The following is a 23,340-nucleotide window of genomic DNA, read 5'->3' as shown; positions in this document are numbered from 1 at the left end:
GCAGGGTTACTTGTGGTAAGGGTGACCGGACAGGACTGTCCAGGCACGGTACAGCTGTTCGCCGATGAGGATTCGCACCAGCGGATGGGGCAAGGTCAGCGGCGACAGCGACCAGCGCTGATCGGCCCGCGCGCAGACTTCCGGCGCCAACCCCTCGGGGCCGCCGACCATGAAGTTCACGGTACGCGAGTCCAGGCGCCAGCGATCGAGTTCCACCGCCAGTTGCTCGGTGCTCCACGGCTTGCCATGGACTTCCAGCGTGACGATGCGTTCGTTGGGGCCGACCTTGGCCAACATCGCTTCGCCTTCCTGGCGAATGAAACGCGCCACGTCAGCATTCTTGCCACGGGTATTGAGCGGTATTTCCACCAGTTCCAGCGCCAGCTCGGACGGAAGACGCTTGGCATATTCATGCCAGCCTTCTTCCACCCACTTGGGCATGCGTGAACCGACGGCGATCAGGCGCAGTCGCACAGCGAACCCTTAAAGCTGGTCTTTGTTGAGCTTGTTGAAGTGCTCGTGCGGGTTTTCCGGGCTGTGATGCGCAGCGCTGGCCGAACGACTCTGCTCGGCACCTGCCCAAAGGCGCTCCAGGTCGTAGAACTGGCGGGCCGAGGCGGTCATCATGTGCACGATGACGTCGTCCATGTCCAGCAGGACCCAGTCGCTGTCGCCCTTGCCTTCTTCACCCAATGGCTTGACGCCCTGGGCTTTGACGGCTTCACGGACCTTGTCGAGCATCGCGCCGATCTGGCGGTTGGAAGTACCGGTGGCGATGATCATGAAGTCGGTGATGCTTTGTTTTTCACGAACGTCGATCACCTGGATGTCCTGGGCCTTGACGTCTTCCAGGGCGGCTACGGCAACCTTGACCAGCGCTTCGCCAGCCAGCACTTCACCAGTGTGTGCTTCAACCGGCAGCGGCGCGCTCTTGAAGGTGCCTTTGCGCTTTACTTTCGATACATCTTTGTTAGTCATATAAAACTCGTTTTGCTCGTATGTTCGGGCGCTTCAATACACGTTGTTGCCACGTGCCTTGAGCACTCCTATTCAGTTCGACGCACGGTACAGACCGTGCGCATCGATGTAGGCCAGGACCGCGTCGGGCACCAGGAAACGTACCGACTTACCGCTGGCCAGCAGTTGACGGATCTGGGTGGCGGATACCGCGAGCGGTGTCTGCCAGACGAATGCAATCTGTCCGCTCGGCCCTTTGAGGGCCAGCGGGTCGCTCACCGAGCGCGCTGCCAGCAAGTTGCGCAAGGCATCTGGCGGTTCGCTGTCGGCATCCGGGCGTTGCAGCACCAGGATGTGGCAATGCTGGAGCAACTCTTCCCAGCGATGCCAAGTGGGCAGGCCGCAAAATGCGTCCCAACCCAACAGTAAAAACAACTGGTCATCCGCGGCGAACTCCGCACGCATCAGCTCCAGGGTATCGATAGTGTAGGACGGCTTGTCGCGTTTGAGCTCGCGGTCATCCACCACCAGGGGCACAACCCCTGCTACCGCGCACTCGACCATCGCCAGACGATCGAGTGCCGACACCTGCGGCGTACCCCGATGCGGTGGCCTGGCGCTGGGCGTCAGGCGCAACTCATCGAGGTTCAACGACTCGGCCACTTCCAGCGCGCCGCGCAAATGGCCGATGTGCACCGGGTCGAATGTCCCGCCGAGCACGCCAATACGCCGTGCCGAGGGACTCACCGGGGCTGTCGGGTCGAGATCGCCCAAGTCAGACCGGCTCCTGGCCGCGCAACTGGCCATCACCGACCACAATGTACTTCTCGCAGGTCAGGCCTTCGAGACCCACCGGGCCGCGGGCGTGCAGCTTATCAGTAGAAATGCCGATCTCGGCACCCAATCCGTACTCGAAGCCATCGGCAAAGCAGGTCGGGGTGTTGATCATCACCGAGGCGGAGTCGACTTCGGCGACAAAACGCCGGGCTTCGCCCTGATGTTCGCTGACGATCGAGTCGGTGTGGTGCGAGCCATAGTGATTGATGTGCTCGATCGCCCGATCCAGGCCATCGACCACCAGAATCGAGAGGATCGGCGCAAGGTATTCCGTGCTCCAGTCTTCCTCGGTCGCGGCCACGGCATCGATGATCGCCCGGGTCCGCTCGCAACCGCGCAGCTCGACGCCCTTTTCGCGGAACTGGGCAGCCATGGCCGGCAGGAAGTCCTTGGCCACGGCCTGATCCACCAGCAGGGTTTCCATGGCGCCGCAGATGCCATACCGATAGGTCTTGGCGTTGAAAGCAATGCGTCGCGCCTTGTCGAGATCAGCGTGGGCACTGACGTAGACGTGACAAATGCCGTCCAGGTGCTTGATCACCGGCACCCGGGCATCGCGACTGACGCGCTCGATCAGGCCCTTGCCACCGCGCGGCACGATCACATCGACGTACTCGGGCATGGTGATCAGGGCGCCAACTGCGGCACGGTCGGTGGTTTCGACCACTTGCACCACGGCCGCCGGCAAACCGGCCTCGGCCAGGCCACGCTGGATGCAGGCGGCAATCGCACGATTGGAATGAATCGCCTCGGAACCACCGCGCAGGATGGTCGCGTTGCCCGACTTCAGGCACAGGCTGGCGGCGTCGATGGTCACGTTCGGACGAGACTCATAGATGATCCCGACCACACCCAGCGGCACGCGCATCTTGCCAACCTGGATACCTGACGGCCGATAACTCATGTCGCGGATCGCACCTACCGGGTCGGGCAACGCTGCCACCTGGCGCAAACCGACGATCATGCCGTCGATGCGTGCCGGGGTCAGGGCCAGGCGTTCGAGCATGGCCGGCTCCAGGCCGTTGGCCCGGCCAGCGGCCAGGTCCAGCTCGTTGGCGGCAGATAGCTCGGCGCGAGCAGCGTCCAGCGCATTGGCAGCAGCCTGCAGGGCGCGGTTCTTCTGCCCAGTGCTGGCACGGCCGATCACGCGGGAAGCGTCGCGGGCAGCGCGACCCAAGCGGGTCATGTAGTCAAGAACGGACTCAGTCATGGTCTGGTGTGGTCTTGGCAAATAGGAAAGCGGCAGATTATAGCTGTCGCGCTCTCCTACTAACAGCGGTGACAGGCGGATGGTCGAAATGGACTGCAAATAGACCGTCTTCAGCCTGGATTAAGCCAGCGATTGTTATCATTACGTCACTTTCGCCCTGACATAACTGCCGCCATGTCCATCCTGACCGCCCACCGGCAGCCCAAAGCCCTGCCAGACAGCTTCTTCAACCGTGACGCCCAGCTTCTGGCCTGTGAGCTGCTGGGCAAAGTCATCCGCCATCGGGTCGGCGATTTGTGGCTTTCGGCACGAATTATTGAAACCGAAGCCTATTACTGCGACGAAAAAGGCAGTCATGCCTCCCTCGGCTACACAGAAAAACGTAAGGCTTTGTTTCTGGATGGCGGGCACATTTATATGTATTACGCCCGAGGCGGCGATTCGCTGAACTTCAGTGCCCAGGGCCCGGGTAACGCAGTGCTGATCAAGTCCGGCTATCCCTGGATCGACGAAGTGTCAGGGCCGGCGAGCCTGGCGCAGATGCTGCTCAACAATCCGGACGCCAACGGCCGGCCGCGGGCCTCGCAACGCCTGTGCGCCGGCCAGACCTTGCTGTGCAAGGCGCTGGGTTTGAAGGTACCGGTCTGGGACGCGAAACGCTTCGACCACGACATACTCCTGGTCGAAGACCTCGGCCGACCGCCGACCCAGGTCATCCAGACCACCCGCCTGGGCATCCCTCACGGACGCGACGAACACTTGCTCTACCGTTTCGTCGACAGCGACTACGCCCCCTACTGCACGCGGAACCCTCTGCGCCGCGGCCAGGTCGAAAGCCGCGACTACAACCTGCTGTAATTCTCCCCTGAGCGGGCCAACGAACAATGATGGAGTTGAACCTATGGGCCCATGGCTCGACAGCCTGACCGCCTGGTTGACGGCAAACCCGCAGTGGCTGGCCGCTGCGGTCTTTATCGTCGCCTGTATTGAGTGCCTGGCGATTGCCGGGCTGATCGTGCCGGGCACCGTGCTGCTGTTCGCAGTGGCCGTACTGGCCGGCAGTGGCGCACTGTCACTGGGAGAAACCCTGTTGCTGGGCTTCCTCGGCGGCGTCCTCGGCGATGTGGTGTCGTACTTCCTCGGCCGCCACTTTCACCAGAACATCCGCCGCCTGCCGGGCCTGCGTCATCACCCGGAGTGGATTGGCAGCGCCGAGACCTATTTCCAGCGCTACGGTATCGCCAGCCTGTTGGTCGGACGCTTCATCGGCCCGCTACGGCCGATGCTGCCGATGGTCGCGGGGATGTTCGACATGCCCTTCCTGCGTTTCTTCGCCGTCAGCCTGCTGGCCGGGGCCGGCTGGGCCGTCGCCTACCTGCTGCCGGGCTGGGCCACCGGAGCCGCCATTCGCCTGCCATTGCCCGAGGGTTTCTGGCCGCAAGCCGGGATTGTCGCAGCCAGTGTAGCGGTCATGGTCGGCCTGAGCGCCAACAGCAGCCTGCGCAGTCATCGCAAAGCCGCGATGCTTATCGCCGGCATGAGCTTTCTGATCCTGGCGGGATTGTTCATTGGCTACCCGCACCTCAGTGCCCTCGATCAAGGGGTCATGACCCTGGTCCAGGAACACCGTAACCCGACATTCGATGAAGTCGCCGTGGTCTTCACGCTGATTGGTGAATTCCGCAACATGTTGCTGTTCAGCGCCTTGTTGGTCGGGATACTGCTGGTCACCCGGCAGTGGCGCCAGGCCATATTCGCCGGCAGCACGCTGCTGTGCACTGCGCTGGCCAACACCCTGACCAAACACTTCTTCGCTCGCGTCCGCCCTGAAGTCCTCAGCGAGCCGTTGACCACCTTCAGCATGCCCAGTGGCCACGCTTCGGGCTCTTTTGCACTGTTTCTGACCCTGGCCGTCTTGGCGGGTCGCGGACAACCGCCCAGGATGCGTCTGACCTGGCTGCTGCTGGGCTGCCTGCCAGCGTTGGCCATTTCTGTTTCGCGGGTGTATCTGGGAGCGCACTGGCCGACGGATGTACTGGCGGGGGCGATGCTGGCAGCGTGTGTCTGTGCCGCCAGCCTGTGGTTCAGTCAACGCCAGACTTCGCTGTCCGCCCTGCACCCCAAGGTCTGGTGGATCGTCCTGCCGGCGCTGGTTGGACTGCTCGGGCTCTTCGTGTTGAGGCACCTGCCGCAAACCATGCTGCGCTACGCCTACTGAGCACCTGAATTTTCCGGTACCCAGACAAAAAACCCCGACCTGAGAGGTCGGGGTTCTTTTTCAACACCTGTTCAACTGACCAGCATCACGAACTTTGACGCTTACGCATTTCCAGAATCAGCGCATCGGCCAAGAGTCCTGCGGTGATCGCCGTTTGCTCGAACGACTGCCCGAGACTGGCATTTTTCAGCATGTAGCCCACTGCAGCAGCTTCCCATGCTGCTCGCTCGGATACGAAAATAGTCATGATTTAAATTCCTTTTAGATAATGAAATTGGCCACTTCGTGTGACGCCCCGAGAAACTAAATAATTCGTCCCCCCTTCACAATGCTGGCTAGCTGACTCAAGCCTTGCCAATTGTTACTCAGGCAAACAGTTCGCCCTGCAACTCATCAAGCAAAGCCTGAATGGCATCCAGGCGTTGCTGCGGATCATCGAGCTGCAGCAGGTCGATCTTGTCCAGCTCCGAGAACGGCAACAGGTACGCCAACTGATTGGCCAGGGACTGCTGGCCGTTCGCCTCGGTGCCCATGTTCAAGGCCACCACCATCGGATGCTCGGCCAGGGCCTTGAGCAAGGCCACAAGGTCGTCATCTTCCTCTTGCAGCGGTTGCTCGGGCTCGTCCTCCAGCCACTCGACCTCGGCGACCAGCAGTTGATCGCGCTGCACCTCAGTACGCAACACCTTGAAGCGCCGCCCGCCCGCGACGCGGATCCCCAGCAGACCGTTGTCCTGCTGCTGAAAATCGGTAATCCGTGCTTCACAGCCGATCAGGGCATAGCCTTCAGGGGCGAGCCCCACTTCGTCGCCTTCGAGAATGCACACCACGCCAAAGCCTGCGCCCTGTTTCATGCAGCGACTGATCATGTCCAGGTAACGCGCCTCGAAAATCTGCAAATCGAGGACGCAACCGGGAAACAGCACGGTGTTCAGCGGAAACAGCGCCAGGCTCATAGACATGTCCTTAAACCACCATCGATACCGCCAACGGCAACAACACGGCCGTGGCCACACCCATCAGACTCATCGCCAGCGCGGCAAATGCACCGCACTCGTCACTTTCCTGCAGGGCCACCGAAGTGCCCACCGCATGTGCGGTCATGCCCAGGGCCATGCCACGGGCCTCCGGGCCATGCACCCCGAGACACGTCAACAGCGCCGGGCCGAAAATCGCCCCGAGCACCCCGGTAATCAGCACGAACACTGCCGCCAGTGCCGCGACACCGCCAATCTGCTCGGCCACCAGCATCGCAATAGGCGACGTCACCGATTTCGGCGCCATAGTCATCAGGATCATGTGCTCGGCGCCGAACCACCAGCCCAGCAGCACACACAGGCCGGTTGCCACCACGCCACCTATCACCAGCGTAGTAAAAATCGGCCAGAACAGTTGGCGAATACGTCGCAAGTTGAGGTAAAGCGGAACCGCCAGCGCCACAGTGGCCGGCCCCAGCAGAATACTGAGGATTTCGGTGCTTTTACGGTACTCGGCGTAAGTGAGACCGCATACCAGCAACACGCCGATCACCAGCAACATCGACACCAGCACCGGCTGCAGGAAAATCCAGCGAGTCTTCTCGAACGCCGCCAGCACCAGTTGATAGGCGCCCAGGGTGATGCCAATGCCGAACAGTGGATGATGGATCACTGCCGCCAATGCCCCCTGCCAGTCGAACATCATGGCTGTTCCTCCTGCCGCGCCTGGCGCTTGACCAATCGCTGCATCAACACCCCGACAAAGGCCATCGACAGCAACAGCGACAGCACCAGCGCACCGACGATCGCCCAGAAGTCCGCCGCGATATCGGCGGCATACACCATCACCCCAACGGCGGGCGGCACCAGCAACAACGGCAGGTAACGCAACAGGCTGCCAGCGGCCAGGCTCAATGGCTCACCGACTTCGCCACGCACAATCAAGAAGCCCAGCAGAAGGAGCAAACCGATGATGGGCCCCGGCAGTATCGGCAACAGCAAGTGATTGAGCGCCGTGCCCAGCAATTGGAACAGCACCAGCCAGGTCAGGCCACGAAGCAACATGAGTGATCTCCAGCAAAACCCACTCCCCACAAGCGGACCGGCCATTATAAGCATGGCATCCGCTATGCATGGGTATTCGCCAAAGGTATGGGAGGTTGACCGGCACAGCACGCCATGATGATCTAAGGTGGTTGGCGGTCCTTTCAAAAAAAACTATAAATCGTTGAATCAAGGAGAGTCTCAATGCCCTTTGTTGCCGTTGCACAGATCAAAGATTATGTCGGCAAGGAACTCGGACACTCCGAGTGGCTGACCATCGACCAGGAGCGAATCAATCTGTTCGCTGAAGCCACGGGGGACTTTCAGTTCATCCACGTTGATCCGGTGAAAGCGGCCCAGACACCGTTTGGCAGCACCATCGCCCACGGCTTCCTGACACTGTCGCTGATTCCCAAGTTGATGGAAGACATTCTGGTGGTACCAGAAGGCTTGAAGATGGTGGTCAACTACGGCCTGGACAGCGTGCGTTTCATCCAGCCGGTCAAGGTCGGCTCCAAGGTCCGGCTCAAAGTCGAATTGACCGACGCTACCGAGAAGAAACCCGGTCAATGGCTGCTCAAGGCCACCACCACCCTGGAAATCGAAGGCGAGGAAAAACCTGCCTACATTGCCGAGCCTCTGTCGCTGGCATTCGTGTAACCCCGGCCGGATGCGAAGCAGTTCTCGCTGTTTCGCACCGCGTCTCTATTTATCAGGCATATAGCTGCGGCATACTCGGTCGCCTAATTGCCCGGATCCCGTTATGCGCTCACTTGCACCCCTTGCCCTGACCCTATTGCTCACTGCGTGTGGCGATGGCGAATCGCTGTTGCCACCAGACGCACGCCTGCCCGATGGCGGGCGGTATCGCGGTGAACTGGTCGACGGCTTGCTGCAAGGCCAGGGGCGCATCGATTACCCCAATGGCAGTTGGTACGCCGGTCAGTTCGACAAGGGCCAGTGGCACGGCCAGGGTGAATGGCACGGCAGCAACGGCGAACTCTATCGCGGCGGCTTCCAGCAAGGCCTGTTTCATGGCCAGGGCACCCTGAGCACCGGTGATAGCAATTACACCGGCAGCTTCAAACTGGGGCGCCGCGACGGTGAAGGCACGCTCAAGGAACACGGCATGACCTACCGTGGCGAGTTCAAATCCGACCAGTATTCCGGACTGGGCCGCCTTGAACTCGAAGACGGCAGCCAGTACCAGGGGCAATTCGCCCACGGCCAGCCCAATGGCGAGGGGCAGCGCAGCGATGCCAGCGGCAATCAATTCAGCGGGCATTTCGTCAACGGCCAACTGGACGGTGTCGGCAGCTTCAACAGCGCCGAGGGCGACAGCTATGTCGGTGGTTTCAAGCAAAACCAGCTGCACGGTAAAGGACGCTATGAAAACGCCGACGGTGACGTCTGGATCGGCGCGTTCAAGGAAGGCGCGTTGAGCGGCAAGGGCGAATTGATCGGTGCCGACAACAGTCACTACATCGGTCACTTCAGCGACTGGCGCTTCAGCGGCCAGGGCCGCCTCAACCTGCCCGACGGCAGCTTCTATATCGGCCAGTTCGACAACGACAGCTATCAGGGCCAGGGCACCCTGGTGCTGACCGACGGCACAGTGCAAAGCGGCCACTGGATCAACGGCCAGCGGGTACGCGACGCCGATGGAAAACTACTTCCAGACACCCTCGAACTGGGCTTGCTGGCCCAGGGTCGACTGTTGGAAGAGGCATTGGCCAACGTACCGCCGTCAACACCTGCGGTGGAGTTGTACAGCCTGACCCTCGGCGGTGATGGCAAACAGAGCGTATTCCTCCGTGAGTCCGACTACGTCAGCAACATGCTGTCCAGCCGGTTCGGCGCTTATGGACAGATTCGCCTGGTCAATCATCGCGATCATTCCGGCGACCGGCCCATGGCCACCCGCGAGAACCTGCGACGGGCGGCCCTGACCCTGGCCGAGCGCAGCGGCCCGGAAGACCTGCTGTTCATCTACCTGACCAGTCATGGCACGGCGGAGCACGAACTGGTGCTCGACCAACCGCGCATGGAACTGGCAGACCTGCCCGCCGATGAACTGGCAAGCGTGCTGGCACCGTTGAAGAACCGCGACAAGATCATCGTGATTTCAGCCTGCTACTCCGGCGGCTTCATTCCCGCCCTCAAAGACGAGCGGACCCTGATCATGACCGCCTCACGGGGTGACCGCGTGTCGTTCGGTTGCTCCGAGGAGGCCGACTTCACTTATTTCGGCGACGCTCTGTTCGCCCAGGCCCTGAACCAGACCGATGACCTGGAGCAGGCCTTCAAGCTGGCCAAGGCCACGGTCGCCGAGCGTGAGCTGGCGGACAACTTCGAAGCCTCCGAACCACAGATATGGGCGCCCAAGGGAGTACTGGCGCGCTGGCAGGCACTGCGCAAGCAACAAGCGCGAAAAGCGCTGCAAAGTGCCGCGCTGGACAGCAAGGAAACAAAGAGCAACTAAGCTGAACAGTATCAAGGGAGAAACACTATGTACTTGACGCCTCAGCACGTACTGCTCGCTGGAGCCACCGGCCTGACCGGTGAACATCTGCTCGACCGACTGCTCAACGAGCCCACCATCAGTCGCGTATTGGCGCCCTCGCGCCGGCCGCTGGCGGAACATCCGCACCTGGAAAACCCGGTCGGCGCACCGGCCGAGTTCCTGCCGCAGCTCAGTGGCCGGGTGGACATCGCCTACTGCTGCCTGGGCACGACCATCAAGCAAGCCGGCTCCGAACAAGCATTCCGTGCAGTCGACCTGGACATGGTGGTGGCTTTCTCCAAACGTGCGCGGGAAATGGGCGCGCGGCATCTGATCGTGATCAGCGCGATTGGTGCCGATCCGAAATCATCGGTGTTCTACAACCGCGTCAAGGGCGAAATGGAACAGGCTCTGCGCGCTCAGGATTGGCCACAACTGACCATCTGCCGACCTTCGCTGTTGCTGGGCGAGCGCCTGGAACCACGGCTTGCTGAGCAATTCGCCGGCCCACTCTCCAGGCTGATCCCCGGCAAATACCGCGGCATCGAGGCCTGCCAACTGGCCCGTGCCATGTGGCGCTTGGCGCTGGAAGAACAGGATGGGGTGCGAATTGTCGAATCGGACGAACTGCGCAAGCTCGGCAAATAACCGCTACAAACCGCCGGTTGCCTGAAAGCCGACACCCAGCACTGTCAGCAACGACAGTGGCAACAGCAGGGTGTCGAGCAAGGCACTGGCAGGCAAATCGACACCCGGGTAGCTCGGCGCTTCAGCGCCGAAGCGGTCCTTGGCGCAACAGCCCCCTTGCATGGCATACAGGTCCAGACGCGTTCCCGAATACACCACCGGTGCGCCCGGCTGAGCAGCATCGAGGGTACGCACCGTGGCGCAGCCGGCCAGTTGCAAGGCCAGCAGCGCGACCAGCAGCTTATTCATCGCTGCTCAAATGGTGCTCGCCCCAGCGTGGCAGCATGTCTTGCGGGATATTCAACAGATTGAGAATCCGCGCCACGACAAAGTCCACCAAATCATCGATGGTCTGCGGCTGATGATAGAACCCGGGCGACGCCGGCAAAATGGTCACGCCCATGTTCGACAGCTTGAGCATGTTTTCCAGGTGAATGCTCGAGTAAGGTGCTTCGCGAGGCACCAGAATCAACTGCCGGCGCTCCTTCAGGGTGACGTCGGCGGCTCGCTCGATCAGGTTGTTGCACGCCCCTGCCGCAATTGCCGCCAGAGTCCCTGTCGAACAGGGCACCACCACCATTGCCGCTGGCGAACCGGAGCCCGAGGCCACCGGCGACATCCAGTCCTCCTTGCCATACACACGAATCTGCCCGGCAACCGCGCCGGTGTACTCGGTGAGAAAGGCCTGCATCATCTGCGGCTTGGGTGGCAGGCTGACGTCGGTCTCGGTGGCCATCACCAGTTGCGCGGCCTTGGAGATTAGGAAATGCACCTCACGGTCCTCCCGCACCAGGCAATCGAGCAGGCGCAAACCGTACTGCGCGCCAGAAGCGCCGGTCATTGCCAGGGTGATGCGATCCGGACCGTTGTTCATTTGAGCGCCTCGGCGAGTTTGCCATGCAGGCCGCCGAAGCCGCCGTTGCTCATGATCACCACGTGGGTGCCGGGCTGCGCCTGGCTCTTGACCCGCTCAATGATGCCTTCCAGCGAGTCACTGACAATCGACGGCACCGTGCACAGGGCTGCGGTCGCCGCCAAGTCCCAGCCGAGGTTGGCTGGCGCGTACCAGATCACCTGATCGGCATCGACCACACTTTCCGGCAGGCCGTCACGGTGCGCGCCGAGCTTCATCGAGTTGGAGCGCGGCTCAATGATCGCGATCAGCGGCGCATCGCCAATGCGCTTGCGCAGGCCATCGAGGGTGGTGGCAATCGCTGTCGGGTGGTGGGCAAAGTCGTCGTAGATGGTGATCCCGTTGACCTGGGCCACCACTTCCATGCGCCGTTTCACACTCTTAAATGCGCTCAGGGCAGCGATCCCCATGCTCGGGACCACGCCCACGTGTCGCGCTGCCGCCAAGGTCGCCAAGGCGTTGGCCACATTGTGCTGGCCGGTCATGTCCCACTCCACCACGCCCTGGGCGACGCCCTCGAACATGACTTCGAAGCGCGAGCCGTCCTCGCTGAGCAGCTTGACCTGCCACTGGCCGCCGGCGCCGGTGGTTTGCACCGGGGTCCAGCAACCCATTTCGATGACCCGCTGCAGCGCCGGTTCGGTGGTCGGATGAATCACCAGGCCTTCACTCGGGATGGTGCGCACCAAGTGATGGAATTGCCGCTCGATGGCCGGCAAATCGGGGAAGATGTCCGCGTGATCGAACTCAAGGTTATTGAGAATCGCGGTGCGCGGACGGTAATGGACGAACTTCGAGCGCTTGTCGAAGAACGCGCTGTCATATTCATCGGCTTCGATGACGAAGAACGGTGTGTCACCCAGGCGGGCCGACACCGAGAAATTCTGTGGCACGCCACCGATCAGGAAGCCCGGGCTCATGCCGGCGTGTTCCAGGACCCAGGCCAGCATGCTGCTGGTAGTGGTTTTCCCGTGGGTACCCGCCACCGCCAGCACCCAGCGGCCTTGCAGCACGTGGTCAGCCAGCCATTGTGGACCGGAAACATAGGGCAGGCCCTTGTTCAGGACGTATTCGACGGCCGGGTTGCCACGGGACATGGCGTTGCCGATCACCACCAGGTCCGGGGCCGGATCGAGCTGGGCCGGGTCGTAGCCTTGCGTCAGCTCAATGCCCTGCGCTTGCAGTTGAGTACTCATCGGCGGATAGACGTTGGCGTCGGAACCGGTCACGCGATGGCCCAGCTCTTTGGCCAGAACCGCCATCGAGCCCATGAAAGTGCCGCAGATACCCAGGATATGAATGTGCATAGTCAACCTCGTAAAACATCGAGGCAGGTTAGCGTAGGGTGGGGAAATTCGCACCCTTTAGCTGAGCGGACGCGGCGTGTCCGAGCAACTAGCGGGCGATCGCGTGTTTGCGCAGCTTGCGATAGAGGGTATTGCGGCTGATGCCCAGTTGCTCGGCGGTATGGGTCATGTGCCAGCGCTGCTGCTCAAGGGCATTGAGCAGGGCCAGGCGCTCGGCGTCATCCAGCGGAAAATCGGTCAATGGCGGCGCACTGCTCATCTGCGGCCGCGACTGGCGAATCATCGCCGGCAGGTCATCCAGGCCGATGCTGCCATCCTCACACAAGGCGGCCAGGGTGCGCAGAACATTGCGCAACTGCCGCACGTTTCCCGGCCAGGCAAACGCCAGCAAGGCCTGCCGCGCCGGTTCGGCAATCTGTACCGCCTCGTCGCCGGCTTCTTCTGACAGGAGAAAATCCAGCAGCTGCGATTTGTCGCTGCGTTCGCGTAGTGCCGGCAAGGCCACTTCCAGACCATTGAGCCGGTAGTACAGATCCTCGCGGAAACCGCCATCCTGCACACGATCGAGCAGATTACGGTGGGTGGCGCTGATGATTCGCACGTTGACCGCCTGCGGTTCGCCGCCAATGGGCACCACCAGCCGATCCTCGAGCACCCGCAGCAGGCGGGTTTGCAGGGCCAGCGGCATGTCGCCAATCTCGTCGAGGAACAAGGTGCCGCCATCGGCCTGTTGCAACTTGCCGCGCATGCCTTCCTTGCGTGCGCCGGTAAAACTGCCGCCGCGATAACCAAACAGCTCGCTTTCGATCAGACTTTCCGGGATCGCCGCGCAATTGAGTGCGACGAATGCCTTGTCCGCGCGCTGGCTGGCCTGGTGCACCGCCTTGGCGAACGCCTCCTTGCCGGAGCCGGTTTCGCCATTGATCAACAGCGGCACATCACGCTCGAACACCCGCAGCGCTTTACGGAAGTCCGCCTGCAGCCCTTCGTCACCCAGGCAAATGCCGGCCAGGGGTGGCCGCTCCTCGATTTTCCGCGCAGGCACCAGCGGCACCGGCACACTGCGCGCCTGGCCGCGCAGTACGGCAAACAATCCGCGCCCGTCGCGGGTCCGCAGCGGCCAACTGGCGCTGGCGTTAACGCTGGCGCGGGACAGCAGTTCGTCCAGCGAACAGTCGAAAAAGTTATCCACCGGCTTGCCCACCAGACCGCCACGAATGTGCCCCAACAGGTTCAACGCACTCTGATTGACCGCACTGATCCGCCCTTCGCCGTCGAACGCCAGCAAGCCTTCACTGAACAACCCCACCGATTCCGCCTGCAGGTGGAAGCGCAACAGCCACTGATTTTCGAAATGTCGCAGGAAATAGCAGCTCTCGATCATTTTCGCCGAGAGGTTGACCAGCGCCATGGTGTGGAACTGGCTTTGCCGGGAAACGTCGTGGCGCGCCGATGAGACGTCGAGCACCGCCAGCAATTCGCCATGGGGATCGAACACCGGACTGGCGGAACAGGTCAGGCCGGTGTGCCGGCCGCGAAAGTGTTCATCCTGATGAATGGTCAGGGCCTGGCGTTCCACCAGGCACGTACCGATGCCGTTGGTACCTTCGCAGGCCTCGCTCCAGTCGGCGCCCAACCACAGCCCCGCACGTTCGAAAATGCGCCGCTCGGTGGGCGCGGTGACACAGTTGAGAATCACCCCGCGAGCATCGGTCAGCAGCACCGCATGGCCGGCACCGGACAATTGCTGATGCAGGCTGGTCATTTCGCCGCCAGCGATGTGCAGCACCTGTTGCAGGCGCTCGCGACTCTCCAGCACACGGCCGTGTTCCAGCACCGTAGGGGCCATGTTCAACGCCGGATCGAGATGGTAATCCTCAAGGCAGCGCAGCCAGGAACGGGCGATCGACGGATCACTGCCCGGCCCCTGCAATTGGTGTTTGCCCTGGGTAACGGTCAACACCTGCTGGGCATGGCGACTCAAATGGTTGTTGTGCATTTCTTATTCTGCTCCAGGGGGTGCGGCGAACCTGGCCTGTGGACGCCCAGCATCCCCCAGCCATCGGCGCATTGCAATGGCGACGAGACCGGCCGGTCACACTGTGTGCCATAAGCGGTACAAAGTGTCACACCCGCTGTACCGCATCTGTCACAAGCCTCACCGAATCCATTGAGAAAAACCTGCCAACCCCTTGATTTACAAGACCTGGACGGCACTGGCCCGACCTTTGCTCTAGGCTTGTACAAGCGCTTACCGCGCGTACTCCCTTATAAGCACAAAAGCCAAGGAGACACTCATCATGCGTTACGCTCACCCCGGTACCGAAGGTGCAATCGTTTCGTTCAAGAGCAAATACGGTAACTACATCGGTGGCGAATTTGTCGCGCCGGTCAAAGGTCAGTACTTCACCAACACCTCGCCGGTGAACGGCCAACCGATTGCCGAGTTCCCCCGCTCCACGGCTGAAGACATCGAAAAAGCCCTGGACGCTGCCCACGCAGCCGCCGATGCCTGGGGCAGCACTTCTGTCCAGGCGCGCTCGCTGATCCTGCTGAAAATCGCTGATCGTATCGAACAGAATCTGGAAACCCTGGCAATCACCGAAAGCTGGGACAACGGCAAGGCCGTGCGCGAAACCCTGAACGCCGACATTCCGCTGGCCGCCGACCATTTCCGCTACTTCGCCGGCTGCCTGCGCGCGCAGGAAGGCAGTGCCGCGGAAATCGACGGCAACACCGTGGCCTATCACATTCACGAACCGCTGGGCGTTGTCGGGCAGATCATCCCGTGGAACTTCCCGATCCTGATGGCCGCCTGGAAGCTCGCACCAGCCCTGGCCGCCGGTAACTGCGTGGTACTCAAACCGGCCGAGCAAACTCCGCTGGGCATCACCGTACTGATGGAGCTGATTGGCGACCTGCTGCCGCCGGGCGTGCTGAACGTGGTGCAAGGGTTCGGCCGCGAAGCCGGTGAAGCCCTGGCCACCAGCAAGCGTATTGCCAAAATTGCCTTTACCGGCTCGACTCCGGTGGGCTCGCACATCATGAAGTGCGCAGCGGAAAACATCATTCCGTCCACTGTGGAGCTGGGCGGCAAATCGCCGAACATCTTCTTCGAAGACATCATGAAGGCCGAGCCGAGCTTCATCGAGAAAGCCGCTGAAGGCCTGGTGCTGGCGTTCTTCAACCAGGGCGAAGTCTGCACCTGCCCGTCCCGTGCGCTGGTACAGGAATCGATCTACGACGAATTCATGCAAGTGGTGATGAAGAAAGTCCTGCAGATCAAACGCGGCGACCCGCTGGACACCGACACCATGGTCGGCGCCCAGGCCTCGGAGCAGCAATTCGACAAGATCCTTTCGTACCTGGAAATCGCCAAGGGCGAAGGCGCGGAGCTGCTGACCGGCGGCAAGGTGGAAAAACTCGAAGGCAACCTGGCGAGCGGATACTACATCCAGCCAACGCTGCTCAAGGGCACCAACAAAATGCGCGTGTTCCAGGAAGAAATCTTTGGCCCGGTGGTCAGCATCACCACCTTCAAGGACGAAGCCGAAGCCCTGGCCATCGCCAACGACACCGAGTTCGGCCTTGGCGCCGGCCTCTGGACCCGCGACATCAACCGCGCTTACCGCATGGGCCGCGCGATCAAGGCTGGTCGCGTCTGGACCAACTGCTACCACCTGTACCCGGCGCACGCCGCATTCGGTGGCTACAAGAAGTCCGGCGTCGGCCGCGAAACCCACAAAATGATGCTCGACCACTACCAGCAAACCAAAAACCTGCTGGTGAGCTACGACATCAACCCACTGGGCTTCTTCTGATTGACCCTCCCGGCGACTTCGGTCGCCGGGAGGCGCTTCGCTGTCCGCGTCACCGCTTATTTTTGCATCGACTTCGCCGTTCACCCGCGGCGGATGCCTTGTTGCAAGCGCATTTCCCCGATTCATGCAGCGCTCGCCCCGGGCCTCAGGCTGCGCTGAAAAACAACAATAAGAAGGAACTATGCAATGGATCAGATCGGCAACTACGTGCTCTATCTCATTATGTTCTGTGCCGTACTCGGCGCCTTCGCCGCGATTTACAACAGCGATGAAGGGCTGGGTAAAGAATTCATGGAGGGCATCCATGCCACGGGCCACATCTTTGTCCCGGCGGCCGGCATCATGGCCTCCATCCCCTACCTGACCGTGGTCATCGAAAAAGCCTTCGGCCCATTCTTCAGCGCCCTGGGCGCCGACCCGGCGCTGGCGGCGACCATGATCATCGCCTCAGACATGGGCGGCTACCACCTGGCCTCGGCCCTGGCAGCCAGCAAAGAAGCGCTGGTGATGGCGCTGATTACCGGCTTCATGGGCGGTGCAACCATCGTCTTCTCAATTCCCATGGGCCTGGCGATGCTCGACAAGCGCGACCATAAATACATGGCCCTGGGCATCATGTCGGGAATCCTGACCATCCCACTGGGCGTGCTGATCGCCAGCGTGATCCTCGCGTTCAGCAATCCGCTGGTCCGCGAACTGGTCTCGACCAACGGCGAGGCCACCTATCAACTGGCACTCGGCCTGGGCAGCATCTTCGCCAACCTGCTGCCGATCCTGATCTTCGTTGTCGCCCTGGCCCTCGGCCTGCGCTTCCTGCCCGACCTGATGATCAAGGGTTTCATCGTCTTTGGTCGAACCCTCGATGCCGCGATCAAGTTGGTCCTGGTGTTCTCCATCGTCGAATACTTCACCGGCGTGTTCACCCTGGTCTTTGGCGCCTGGGGCTTCCACCCGATCATCGCCGATGCCGAGGACCAGACCCGCGCCCTGGAAACCGCTGGCTACATCGGCATCATGCTGGCCGGCGCATTCCCGATGGTCTACCTGCTGCGCAAATACCTCGGTAAACCGCTGGAAAGCCTGGGTGGCAAGATTGGCCTGAGCGCCGTCGGCAGCGCCGGCATGCTGGCGACCATTGCCAACATCCTCGCAATGTTCCGCCTGGTGCGCTTCATGCCGCCCAAGGACAAGGTGATCAACATTGCCTTTGGCGTGTGCGCGGCGTTCCTGCTCGGCGACCACCTGTCGTTTACCGCCAACTTCCAACCGACCATCATCCTGCCAGTGCTGATTGGCAAGATAAGTGCAGGTTTCATCGCCGTCGGTCTGGCGTATTGGCTGTCGGTGCCCAAGGCCCTGCAACTGGAAGCTGAAGACCGTGCCGCCGGAATCATTGCCGAAGGCGAGTACCTGGGCCTACCGGTGCCGGAAACCATCGCCCCGAACGGCGTCAAGGCCACGGCTTGAGTGCGCTGCATTGATGTGCGCAGGCTGCACCGGGCGTGGCATGCTGGATCGACCGCAGCCCCGCCCAGCGCACTTTCCAATTTGAACGGAGACTGAGATGGCAAGTTTTTCCCATAGCGTCGGCGCCCAGACGTACCGCTTCGACGACCTCAAGGACGTCATGGCCAAGGCCAGCCCGGCGCGCTCCGGAGACTTCCTGGCCGGTGTTGCCGCCCACAACGATGGCGAACGGGTCGCGGCGCAAATGGCCCTGGCCGACATCCCGCTCAAGCACTTCCTGCAGGAAGCGCTGATTCCCTACGAAAGCGATGAAGTCACCCGGCTGATCATCGACACCCACGATGCCCAGGCTTTTACCACCGTCAGTCACCTCACCGTCGGCGGTTTCCGCGATTGGCTACTCAGCGACGCGGCCGATGAACACAGCCTGCGCGCGCTGGCGCCAGGCCTGACTCCGGAAATGGCCGCCGCCGTGTCGAAGATCATGCGCGTGCAGGATCTGGTGCTGGTCGCGCAGAAGATCCGCGTGGTCACCCGCTTCCGCGGCACCCTCGGCTTGCGCGGCCGCCTGTCGACTCGTCTGCAGCCTAACCACCCCACCGACGAACCGGCGGGCATCGCCGCGAGCATCCTCGATGGCCTGCTCTACGGTAACGGCGACGCGATGATTGGCATCAACCCAGCCACCGACAGCATCGCCTCGATCTGTGCCATGCTGGAAATGCTCGATGCCGTGATCCAACGCTACGAAATTCCGACTCAGGCCTGCGTGCTGACCCACGTCACCACTTCAATCGAAGCGATCAACCGTGGCGTGCCGCTGGACCTGGTGTTCCAGTCGATCGCCGGCACCGAAGCAGCGAATGCCAGTTTCGGCATCAGCCTCAGCGTGCTGCAGGAGGGCTATGACGCCGGCTTGAGCCTCAACCGTGGCACCCTCGGGCAGAACCTGATGTATTTCGAGACCGGCCAAGGCAGCGCCCTGTCGGCTAACGCCCATTTCGGCCTCGACCAGCAAACCTGTGAAACCCGCGCCTACGCGGTGGCGCGCCACTTCAAACCGTTCCTGGTCAATACCGTGGTGGGCTTCATCGGTCCGGAGTACCTGTACAACGGCAAACAGATCATCCGCGCCGGCCTCGAGGATCACTTTTGCGGCAAGTTGCTCGGTGTGCCAATGGGTTGCGACATCTGCTACACCAACCACGCCGAAGCCGACCAGGACGACATGGACACCCTGCTGACCCTGCTGGGTGTGGCCGGGATCAACTTCATCATGGGCATTCCCGGTTCCGACGACATCATGCTCAACTACCAGACCACCTCATTCCACGATGCCCTCTACGCGCGCCAGACCCTGGGCCTGAAACCGGCGCCGGAGTTCGAGGCGTGGCTGGCGAAGATGGGCATTTTCACTCAGGGTGACGGCAAAGTTCGTTTTGGCGACAACCTGCCGCCGGCCTTCCGCCATGCCTTGGCGCAACTGCGATGAGCGACCTGATGATGGATAAATCGGCAATCGATACGCAAAACCCTTGGCTGGATCTGCGCCGCCTGACGCCGGCACGAATCGCCCTCGGACGCAGCGGCACCAGTATGCCGACCAACGCCCAACTGGATTTCCAGTACGCCCATGCCCAGGCCCGGGATGCCGTGCACCTGCCGTTCGATCATGCCGGGCTGAGCCGCCAGTTGACCGAAGCCGGGCGCGACAGCCTGTTGCTGCACAGTGCCGCCGCAGACCGCGACAGCTACCTGCAGCGCCCGGACCTTGGCCGCAAGTTGAGCGACGACTCGGCGCAAAAGCTGCGTGACTATGCGCTGGCACATCCCGGTGGCGTCGACTTGGCAGTGGTGGTAGCCGGCGGGCTGTCGGCGCTGGCCGTGCATCGCCATACCTTGCCATTTTTGGCGCGCATGGAAGAACAAACCCAGGCCGAAGGCTGGTCGTTGTCGCCGGTCATCCTGGTGGAACAGGGTCGGGTCGCCGTCGCCGATGAAATCGGTGAGTTGCTGGGAGCCAAAATGGTGGTGATCCTGATCGGCGAGCGTCCCGGCCTGAGTTCGCCTGACAGCCTCGGCCTGTATTTCACCTACAACCCCAAGGTCGGCCTGACGGATGCGTACCGCAATTGCATTTCCAACGTGCGCCTGGAGGGTTTGAGTTACGGCATGGCGGCACATCGCTTGCTGTATCTGATGCGCGAAGCCTGTCGCCGCCAGCTGTCTGGGGTAAACCTGAAAGATGAGGCCCAGGTGCAGACCATCGAGTCAGAAAACGACTCAGGGCAGCACGCCAATTTCCTACTCAATCACCCACAAGACTGAGCCGAATCCGCATTGCGTTTTGCCGCAGCTTTGAGGCAGAGTCGACGAACGGCTGCCCGTGCGATGACACGATTGTCGTCAAATCCAATGGAAACTGCCGTCATAACTACTTGAAGTTGAGGCCTCGCATGCGGATTATTCAAGCAACTCTCGAGCACCTGGACCTGCTGACGCCTCTGTTCGTCAAGTACCGCGAGTTTTACGGCTCGCTGCCCTACCCTGACTCCTCCCGCGCGTTTCTGGAAAAGCGCCTGCGACGCAAGGAATCGGTGATCTACCTGGCCTTTCCGGATGATGATGACGGCCGATTGCTGGGTTTTTGCCAGCTCTACCCGAGCTTTTCCTCGCTATCCCTCAAGCGGGTTTGGATCCTCAACGATATCTACGTGGCCGAAGACGCACGCCGCCAACTGGTGGCCGACAACCTGATGCGCACCGCAAAGAAAATGGCCAAGGAAACCCAAGCGGTACGCATGCGAGTTTCGACCGACAGCGCCAACCTGGTGGCGCAGAAAACCTACGAGTCCATTGGCTTTCGCGAAGACACCGAGTTCAAGAACTACATCTTGCCGATAAGTGACGAATTATAACTGCCGCCGTTGGCTCAACTGGGACGCACAGCGTCCCAGCGACCTGAATACGGGCTGTATCAGGCGCATTCAGCTTCGGCGTTGATGCATTTACCGGTCGCCTCCGAAATCCTTCGCTACAAAACCCACACGCTTTTCACCTTCGTGTCCGTATAATTCCGAGCTCTATGGGCCGTAAGAATTCGTCCACAGCCCTGTAGCTCTCCTCTCTATTTATTCCGCACAGGCTTGCCGAGTCGAGCCATCACACAGGTGCCCTCCATGGATTTCAACCCGCTCGACCTTATCCTGCATCTCGACGTCTATCTCGATTTGCTGGTAACCAACTACGGGCCATGGATCTACGCCATTCTGTTTCTGGTGATCTTTTGCGAAACCGGTCTGGTGGTAATGCCCTTCCTGCCCGGCGATTCCCTGCTGTTTATCGCGGGTGCCGTCGCGGCCGGTGGCGGCATGGACCCGGTGCTGTTGGGCGGCTTGCTGATGCTGGCGGCAATTCTGGGTGACAGCACCAACTATGTGATAGGTCGAACAGCCGGGGAAAAACTCTTCAGCAACCCGAACTCGAAAATTTTCCGTCGCGACTACCTGCAACAAACCCACGATTTCTATGACAAGCATGGCGGCAAGACGGTGACGCTGGCGCGCTTCCTGCCGATCATCCGCACCTTCGCGCCGTTCGTGGCCGGTGTCGCGAAGATGCCTTACCCGCGCTTCTTCGGCTTCAGTGTGTTCGGCACCATCCTCTGGGTCGGCGGCCTGGTCACGCTGGGCTACTTCTTCGGTAACGTACCCTTTATCAAAAAGAACCTGTCGCTGCTGGTGGTCGGAATTATCCTGCTGTCCCTGGTGCCGATGATCATCGGTGTAATTCGCAGCCGCCTCGGCAGCTCCAGCTCCAAAGCCCATCCGCGCTGAAGCACCATGGGACTACTGACCAGTTGGCGGCGCCAGCGCATTTTGGCCAAGCATCCGGTTGCCGATGAAACCTGGCAGCGGGTGCACCAGCACTTGAGCTTTCTCGACGGCCTGGACGATGACGAAGACCGCTGGCTGCGTGAGTCTGCGGTGCTGTTTCTGCAGGACAAGTACCTGACCTGCCTGCACGGCGTCGAGTTGCATCAGGAACAACGCCTGTTGCTCGCGGCGCAGGCCCAACTGCCACTGCTGCATCTGGGGGACTTGAACTGGTATCAGGGCTTCCACGAGATCGTCCTCTACCCTGACGACTTCCTCAGCCCGCAACGTCATCGCGACGCCAGCGGTGTCGAGCACGAGTGGGATGGTGAGCACAGCGGCGAAGCCTGGCAACAAGGGCCGGTTATTCTGGCGTGGCCAGGCGTCATGGCCAGTGGCGGCTGGGAGGGCTACAACCTGGTGATCCACGAACTGGCGCATAAACTCGACATGCTCAACGGCGACGCGAACGGCCTGCCGCCCCTGCACAGCGACATGCGGGTCAGTGAGTGGGCGCAGGTCATGCAGCACGCCTACGACGATCTCAACCGTCAGCTCGACCACAACCCCGACGCCGAGACGCCAATCGACCCGTACGCGGCGGAAAATCCGGCAGAGTTCTTCGCCGTCACCAGCGAATACTTCTTCAGCGCCCCGGACCTGCTGCACAGCGCCTATCCACAGGTCTACCAGCAACTGCAACTGTTCTACCGCCAGGACCCACTGGCCAGACTCGAGCGCCTGCAGGCCGAGCATCCGGCCTATCGCAGCCACGACTAAGGTCTACACGACTTCTGATACGTAGCACCGGCGCGGGAATATGCCTATAATCGCCGCCACTTTTTGGTCAATCCGGCCAAGTCATTTGGCCACTAACGGGGGGCAACGCCCAATGAGCTACAGCAAGATTCCGGCTGGCAAAGACCTGCCGAACGACATCTACGTCGCGATCGAGATTCCGGCCAACCACGCGCCGATCAAATACGAAATCGACAAAGACAGCGATTGCCTGTTCGTTGACCGTTTCATGGCCACCCCTATGTTCTACCCGGCCAACTACGGTTTCATCCCGAACACCCTGGCAGACGACGGTGATCCCCTCGACGTGCTGGTCGTGACTCCGTACCCGGTAGCTCCAGGCTCGGTCATCCGCGCACGTCCGGTCGGTATCCTGAACATGACCGACGACGGCGGCGGCGATGCCAAAGTTATCGCAGTACCACACGACAAACTGTCGCAGTTGTATGTCGATGTGAAGGAATACACCGATCTGCCAGCCCTGCTGCTGGAACAGATCAAACACTTCTTCGAGAACTACAAAGATCTCGAAAAAGGCAAGTGGGTGAAGATCGATGGTTGGGGCGACGCAGAAGCTGCCCGCGCCGAAATCATGAAATCGGTTGCTGCCTACAAAGGCTGAGACGGCACTGACCCAAGGTCACTGACGGCTTGAATAAACCCCGGACTTCCGGGGTTTTTTATTCCCATTAAACAGCTCGCAGACATTAACTAACAAAACTATAC

General features: G+C 61.1%; 25 protein-coding genes. 13 read left to right on the top strand and 12 right to left on the bottom strand.

From position 1 onward, the window contains the following. Positions 1-6: 6 nt before the first annotated feature. The 4 genes from rlmH to NR126_RS14080 form a co-directional block, all read right to left on the bottom strand. Positions 7-474 (bottom strand): 23S rRNA (pseudouridine(1915)-N(3))-methyltransferase RlmH, encoded by a 468-nt coding sequence (gene rlmH, locus NR126_RS14095; protein ID WP_003185785.1) that lies wholly within the window; start codon positions 472-474, stop codon positions 7-9. 9 nt (positions 475-483) lie between these two features. Further along, on the bottom strand, positions 484-978 hold the full coding sequence (rsfS, locus tag NR126_RS14090) for a ribosome silencing factor (protein WP_027617754.1): 495 nt from the start codon (positions 976-978) through the stop codon (positions 484-486). Between the two features lie 72 nt (positions 979-1,050). Further along, positions 1,051-1,764, bottom strand: coding sequence for a nicotinate-nucleotide adenylyltransferase (gene nadD, locus NR126_RS14085; RefSeq protein ID WP_033866063.1), 714 nt, complete (start codon positions 1,762-1,764; stop codon positions 1,051-1,053). Then, positions 1,733-3,004 (bottom strand): glutamate-5-semialdehyde dehydrogenase, encoded by a 1,272-nt coding sequence (locus NR126_RS14080; protein ID WP_027617752.1) that lies wholly within the window; start codon positions 3,002-3,004, stop codon positions 1,733-1,735. Before NR126_RS14080 ends, nadD begins: the two co-directional genes overlap by 32 nt. Before the next feature lie 174 nt (positions 3,005-3,178). Between NR126_RS14080 and NR126_RS14075 the strand changes: the two genes are divergently transcribed. Further along, positions 3,179-3,862: a DNA-3-methyladenine glycosylase gene (locus NR126_RS14075; RefSeq protein ID WP_256830472.1), complete on the top strand. Its 684-nt coding sequence runs from the start codon at positions 3,179-3,181 to the stop codon at positions 3,860-3,862. 43 nt (positions 3,863-3,905) lie between these two features. After that, complete coding sequence (locus tag NR126_RS14070) at positions 3,906-5,222, top strand: bifunctional DedA family/phosphatase PAP2 family protein (RefSeq protein ID WP_256830471.1); 1,317 nt, start codon at positions 3,906-3,908, stop codon at positions 5,220-5,222. An 85-nt stretch (positions 5,223-5,307) separates the two neighbouring features. On the opposite strand, the gene NR126_RS14065 is transcribed toward NR126_RS14070, so the two are convergent. The 4 genes from NR126_RS14065 to NR126_RS14050 form a co-directional block, all read right to left on the bottom strand. Next, positions 5,308-5,469 (bottom strand): hypothetical protein, encoded by a 162-nt coding sequence (locus NR126_RS14065; RefSeq protein WP_256830470.1) that lies wholly within the window; start codon positions 5,467-5,469, stop codon positions 5,308-5,310. A 118-nt stretch (positions 5,470-5,587) separates the two neighbouring features. Then, a complete protein-coding gene (locus NR126_RS14060) occupies positions 5,588-6,178 on the bottom strand; it encodes an LON peptidase substrate-binding domain-containing protein (RefSeq protein WP_105754427.1) in 591 nt (196 codons plus the stop codon). A gap of 10 nt (positions 6,179-6,188) precedes the next feature. Continuing rightward, positions 6,189-6,905 (bottom strand): LrgB family protein, encoded by a 717-nt coding sequence (locus NR126_RS14055; protein WP_105754426.1) that lies wholly within the window; start codon positions 6,903-6,905, stop codon positions 6,189-6,191. After that, a complete protein-coding gene (locus tag NR126_RS14050; protein WP_027617747.1) occupies positions 6,902-7,264 on the bottom strand; it encodes a CidA/LrgA family protein in 363 nt (120 codons plus the stop codon). Before NR126_RS14050 ends, NR126_RS14055 begins: the two co-directional genes overlap by 4 nt. Positions 7,265-7,447: 183 nt before the next feature. Between NR126_RS14050 and NR126_RS14045 the strand changes: the two genes are divergently transcribed. From NR126_RS14045 to NR126_RS14035, 3 genes are all read left to right on the top strand, one after another. Next, positions 7,448-7,903 carry a MaoC family dehydratase gene (locus NR126_RS14045; RefSeq protein ID WP_027617746.1) on the top strand — a complete coding sequence of 152 codons (456 nt, stop codon included), beginning with the start codon at positions 7,448-7,450 and terminating at the stop codon, positions 7,901-7,903. Between the two features lie 103 nt (positions 7,904-8,006). After that, positions 8,007-9,725, top strand: coding sequence for a C13 family peptidase (locus NR126_RS14040; protein ID WP_027617745.1), 1,719 nt, complete (start codon positions 8,007-8,009; stop codon positions 9,723-9,725). A gap of 27 nt (positions 9,726-9,752) precedes the next feature. Continuing rightward, positions 9,753-10,394 carry an oxidoreductase gene (locus tag NR126_RS14035; protein ID WP_027617744.1) on the top strand — a complete coding sequence of 214 codons (642 nt, stop codon included), beginning with the start codon at positions 9,753-9,755 and terminating at the stop codon, positions 10,392-10,394. A 3-nt stretch (positions 10,395-10,397) separates the two neighbouring features. On the opposite strand, the gene NR126_RS14030 is transcribed toward NR126_RS14035, so the two are convergent. From NR126_RS14030 to NR126_RS14015, 4 genes are all read right to left on the bottom strand, one after another. Further along, complete coding sequence (locus NR126_RS14030) at positions 10,398-10,682, bottom strand: YceK/YidQ family lipoprotein (protein WP_027617743.1); 285 nt, start codon at positions 10,680-10,682, stop codon at positions 10,398-10,400. Further along, positions 10,675-11,307 (bottom strand): flavin prenyltransferase UbiX, encoded by a 633-nt coding sequence (gene ubiX, locus NR126_RS14025; protein ID WP_027617742.1) that lies wholly within the window; start codon positions 11,305-11,307, stop codon positions 10,675-10,677. The genes NR126_RS14030 and ubiX overlap by 8 nt, the downstream gene beginning before the upstream one ends. Then, the gene (gene mpl / locus NR126_RS14020) at positions 11,304-12,653 is read right to left on the bottom strand and encodes a UDP-N-acetylmuramate:L-alanyl-gamma-D-glutamyl-meso-diaminopimelate ligase (protein ID WP_105754425.1); all 1,350 of its coding nucleotides are present in this window, start codon (positions 12,651-12,653) and stop codon (positions 11,304-11,306) included. Before mpl ends, ubiX begins: the two co-directional genes overlap by 4 nt. 88 nt (positions 12,654-12,741) lie before the next feature. Then, positions 12,742-14,652 carry a sigma-54-dependent Fis family transcriptional regulator gene (locus NR126_RS14015; protein WP_105754424.1) on the bottom strand — a complete coding sequence of 637 codons (1,911 nt, stop codon included), beginning with the start codon at positions 14,650-14,652 and terminating at the stop codon, positions 12,742-12,744. A gap of 301 nt (positions 14,653-14,953) precedes the next feature. Between NR126_RS14015 and NR126_RS14010 the strand changes: the two genes are divergently transcribed. From NR126_RS14010 to ppa, 8 genes are all read left to right on the top strand, one after another. Continuing rightward, positions 14,954-16,474, top strand: a complete 1,521-nt coding sequence (locus NR126_RS14010) for an aldehyde dehydrogenase family protein (protein WP_027617739.1) — start codon at positions 14,954-14,956, stop codon at positions 16,472-16,474. Positions 16,475-16,660: 186 nt separating this feature from the next. Further along, entirely contained in the window at positions 16,661-17,941 is a 1,281-nt protein-coding gene (eutH, locus tag NR126_RS14005) for an ethanolamine utilization protein EutH (RefSeq protein ID WP_027617738.1), read from the top strand. 97 nt (positions 17,942-18,038) lie between these two features. Then, a complete protein-coding gene (locus NR126_RS14000; protein WP_027617737.1) occupies positions 18,039-19,433 on the top strand; it encodes an ethanolamine ammonia-lyase subunit EutB in 1,395 nt (464 codons plus the stop codon). A gap of 8 nt (positions 19,434-19,441) precedes the next feature. Then, on the top strand, positions 19,442-20,269 hold the full coding sequence (gene eutC, locus NR126_RS13995) for an ethanolamine ammonia-lyase subunit EutC (protein ID WP_372826476.1): 828 nt from the start codon (positions 19,442-19,444) through the stop codon (positions 20,267-20,269). Between the two features lie 128 nt (positions 20,270-20,397). After that, positions 20,398-20,859: an N-acetyltransferase gene (locus NR126_RS13990; protein WP_027617735.1), complete on the top strand. Its 462-nt coding sequence runs from the start codon at positions 20,398-20,400 to the stop codon at positions 20,857-20,859. A 261-nt stretch (positions 20,860-21,120) separates the two neighbouring features. Continuing rightward, positions 21,121-21,777 (top strand): DedA family protein, encoded by a 657-nt coding sequence (locus NR126_RS13985; protein WP_027617734.1) that lies wholly within the window; start codon positions 21,121-21,123, stop codon positions 21,775-21,777. A gap of 6 nt (positions 21,778-21,783) precedes the next feature. After that, positions 21,784-22,596, top strand: a complete 813-nt coding sequence (locus NR126_RS13980) for a zinc-dependent peptidase (protein WP_256830468.1) — start codon at positions 21,784-21,786, stop codon at positions 22,594-22,596. 112 nt (positions 22,597-22,708) lie between these two features. Then, positions 22,709-23,236: an inorganic diphosphatase gene (gene ppa / locus NR126_RS13975; protein ID WP_027617732.1), complete on the top strand. Its 528-nt coding sequence runs from the start codon at positions 22,709-22,711 to the stop codon at positions 23,234-23,236. Positions 23,237-23,340: the final 104 nt, after the last annotated feature.

The organism is Pseudomonas sp. Pse1, from assembly GCF_024519635.1.
Lineage (GTDB): Bacteria > Pseudomonadota > Gammaproteobacteria > Pseudomonadales > Pseudomonadaceae > Aquipseudomonas.
This window is presented reverse-complemented; position numbering and strand designations above follow the sequence as displayed.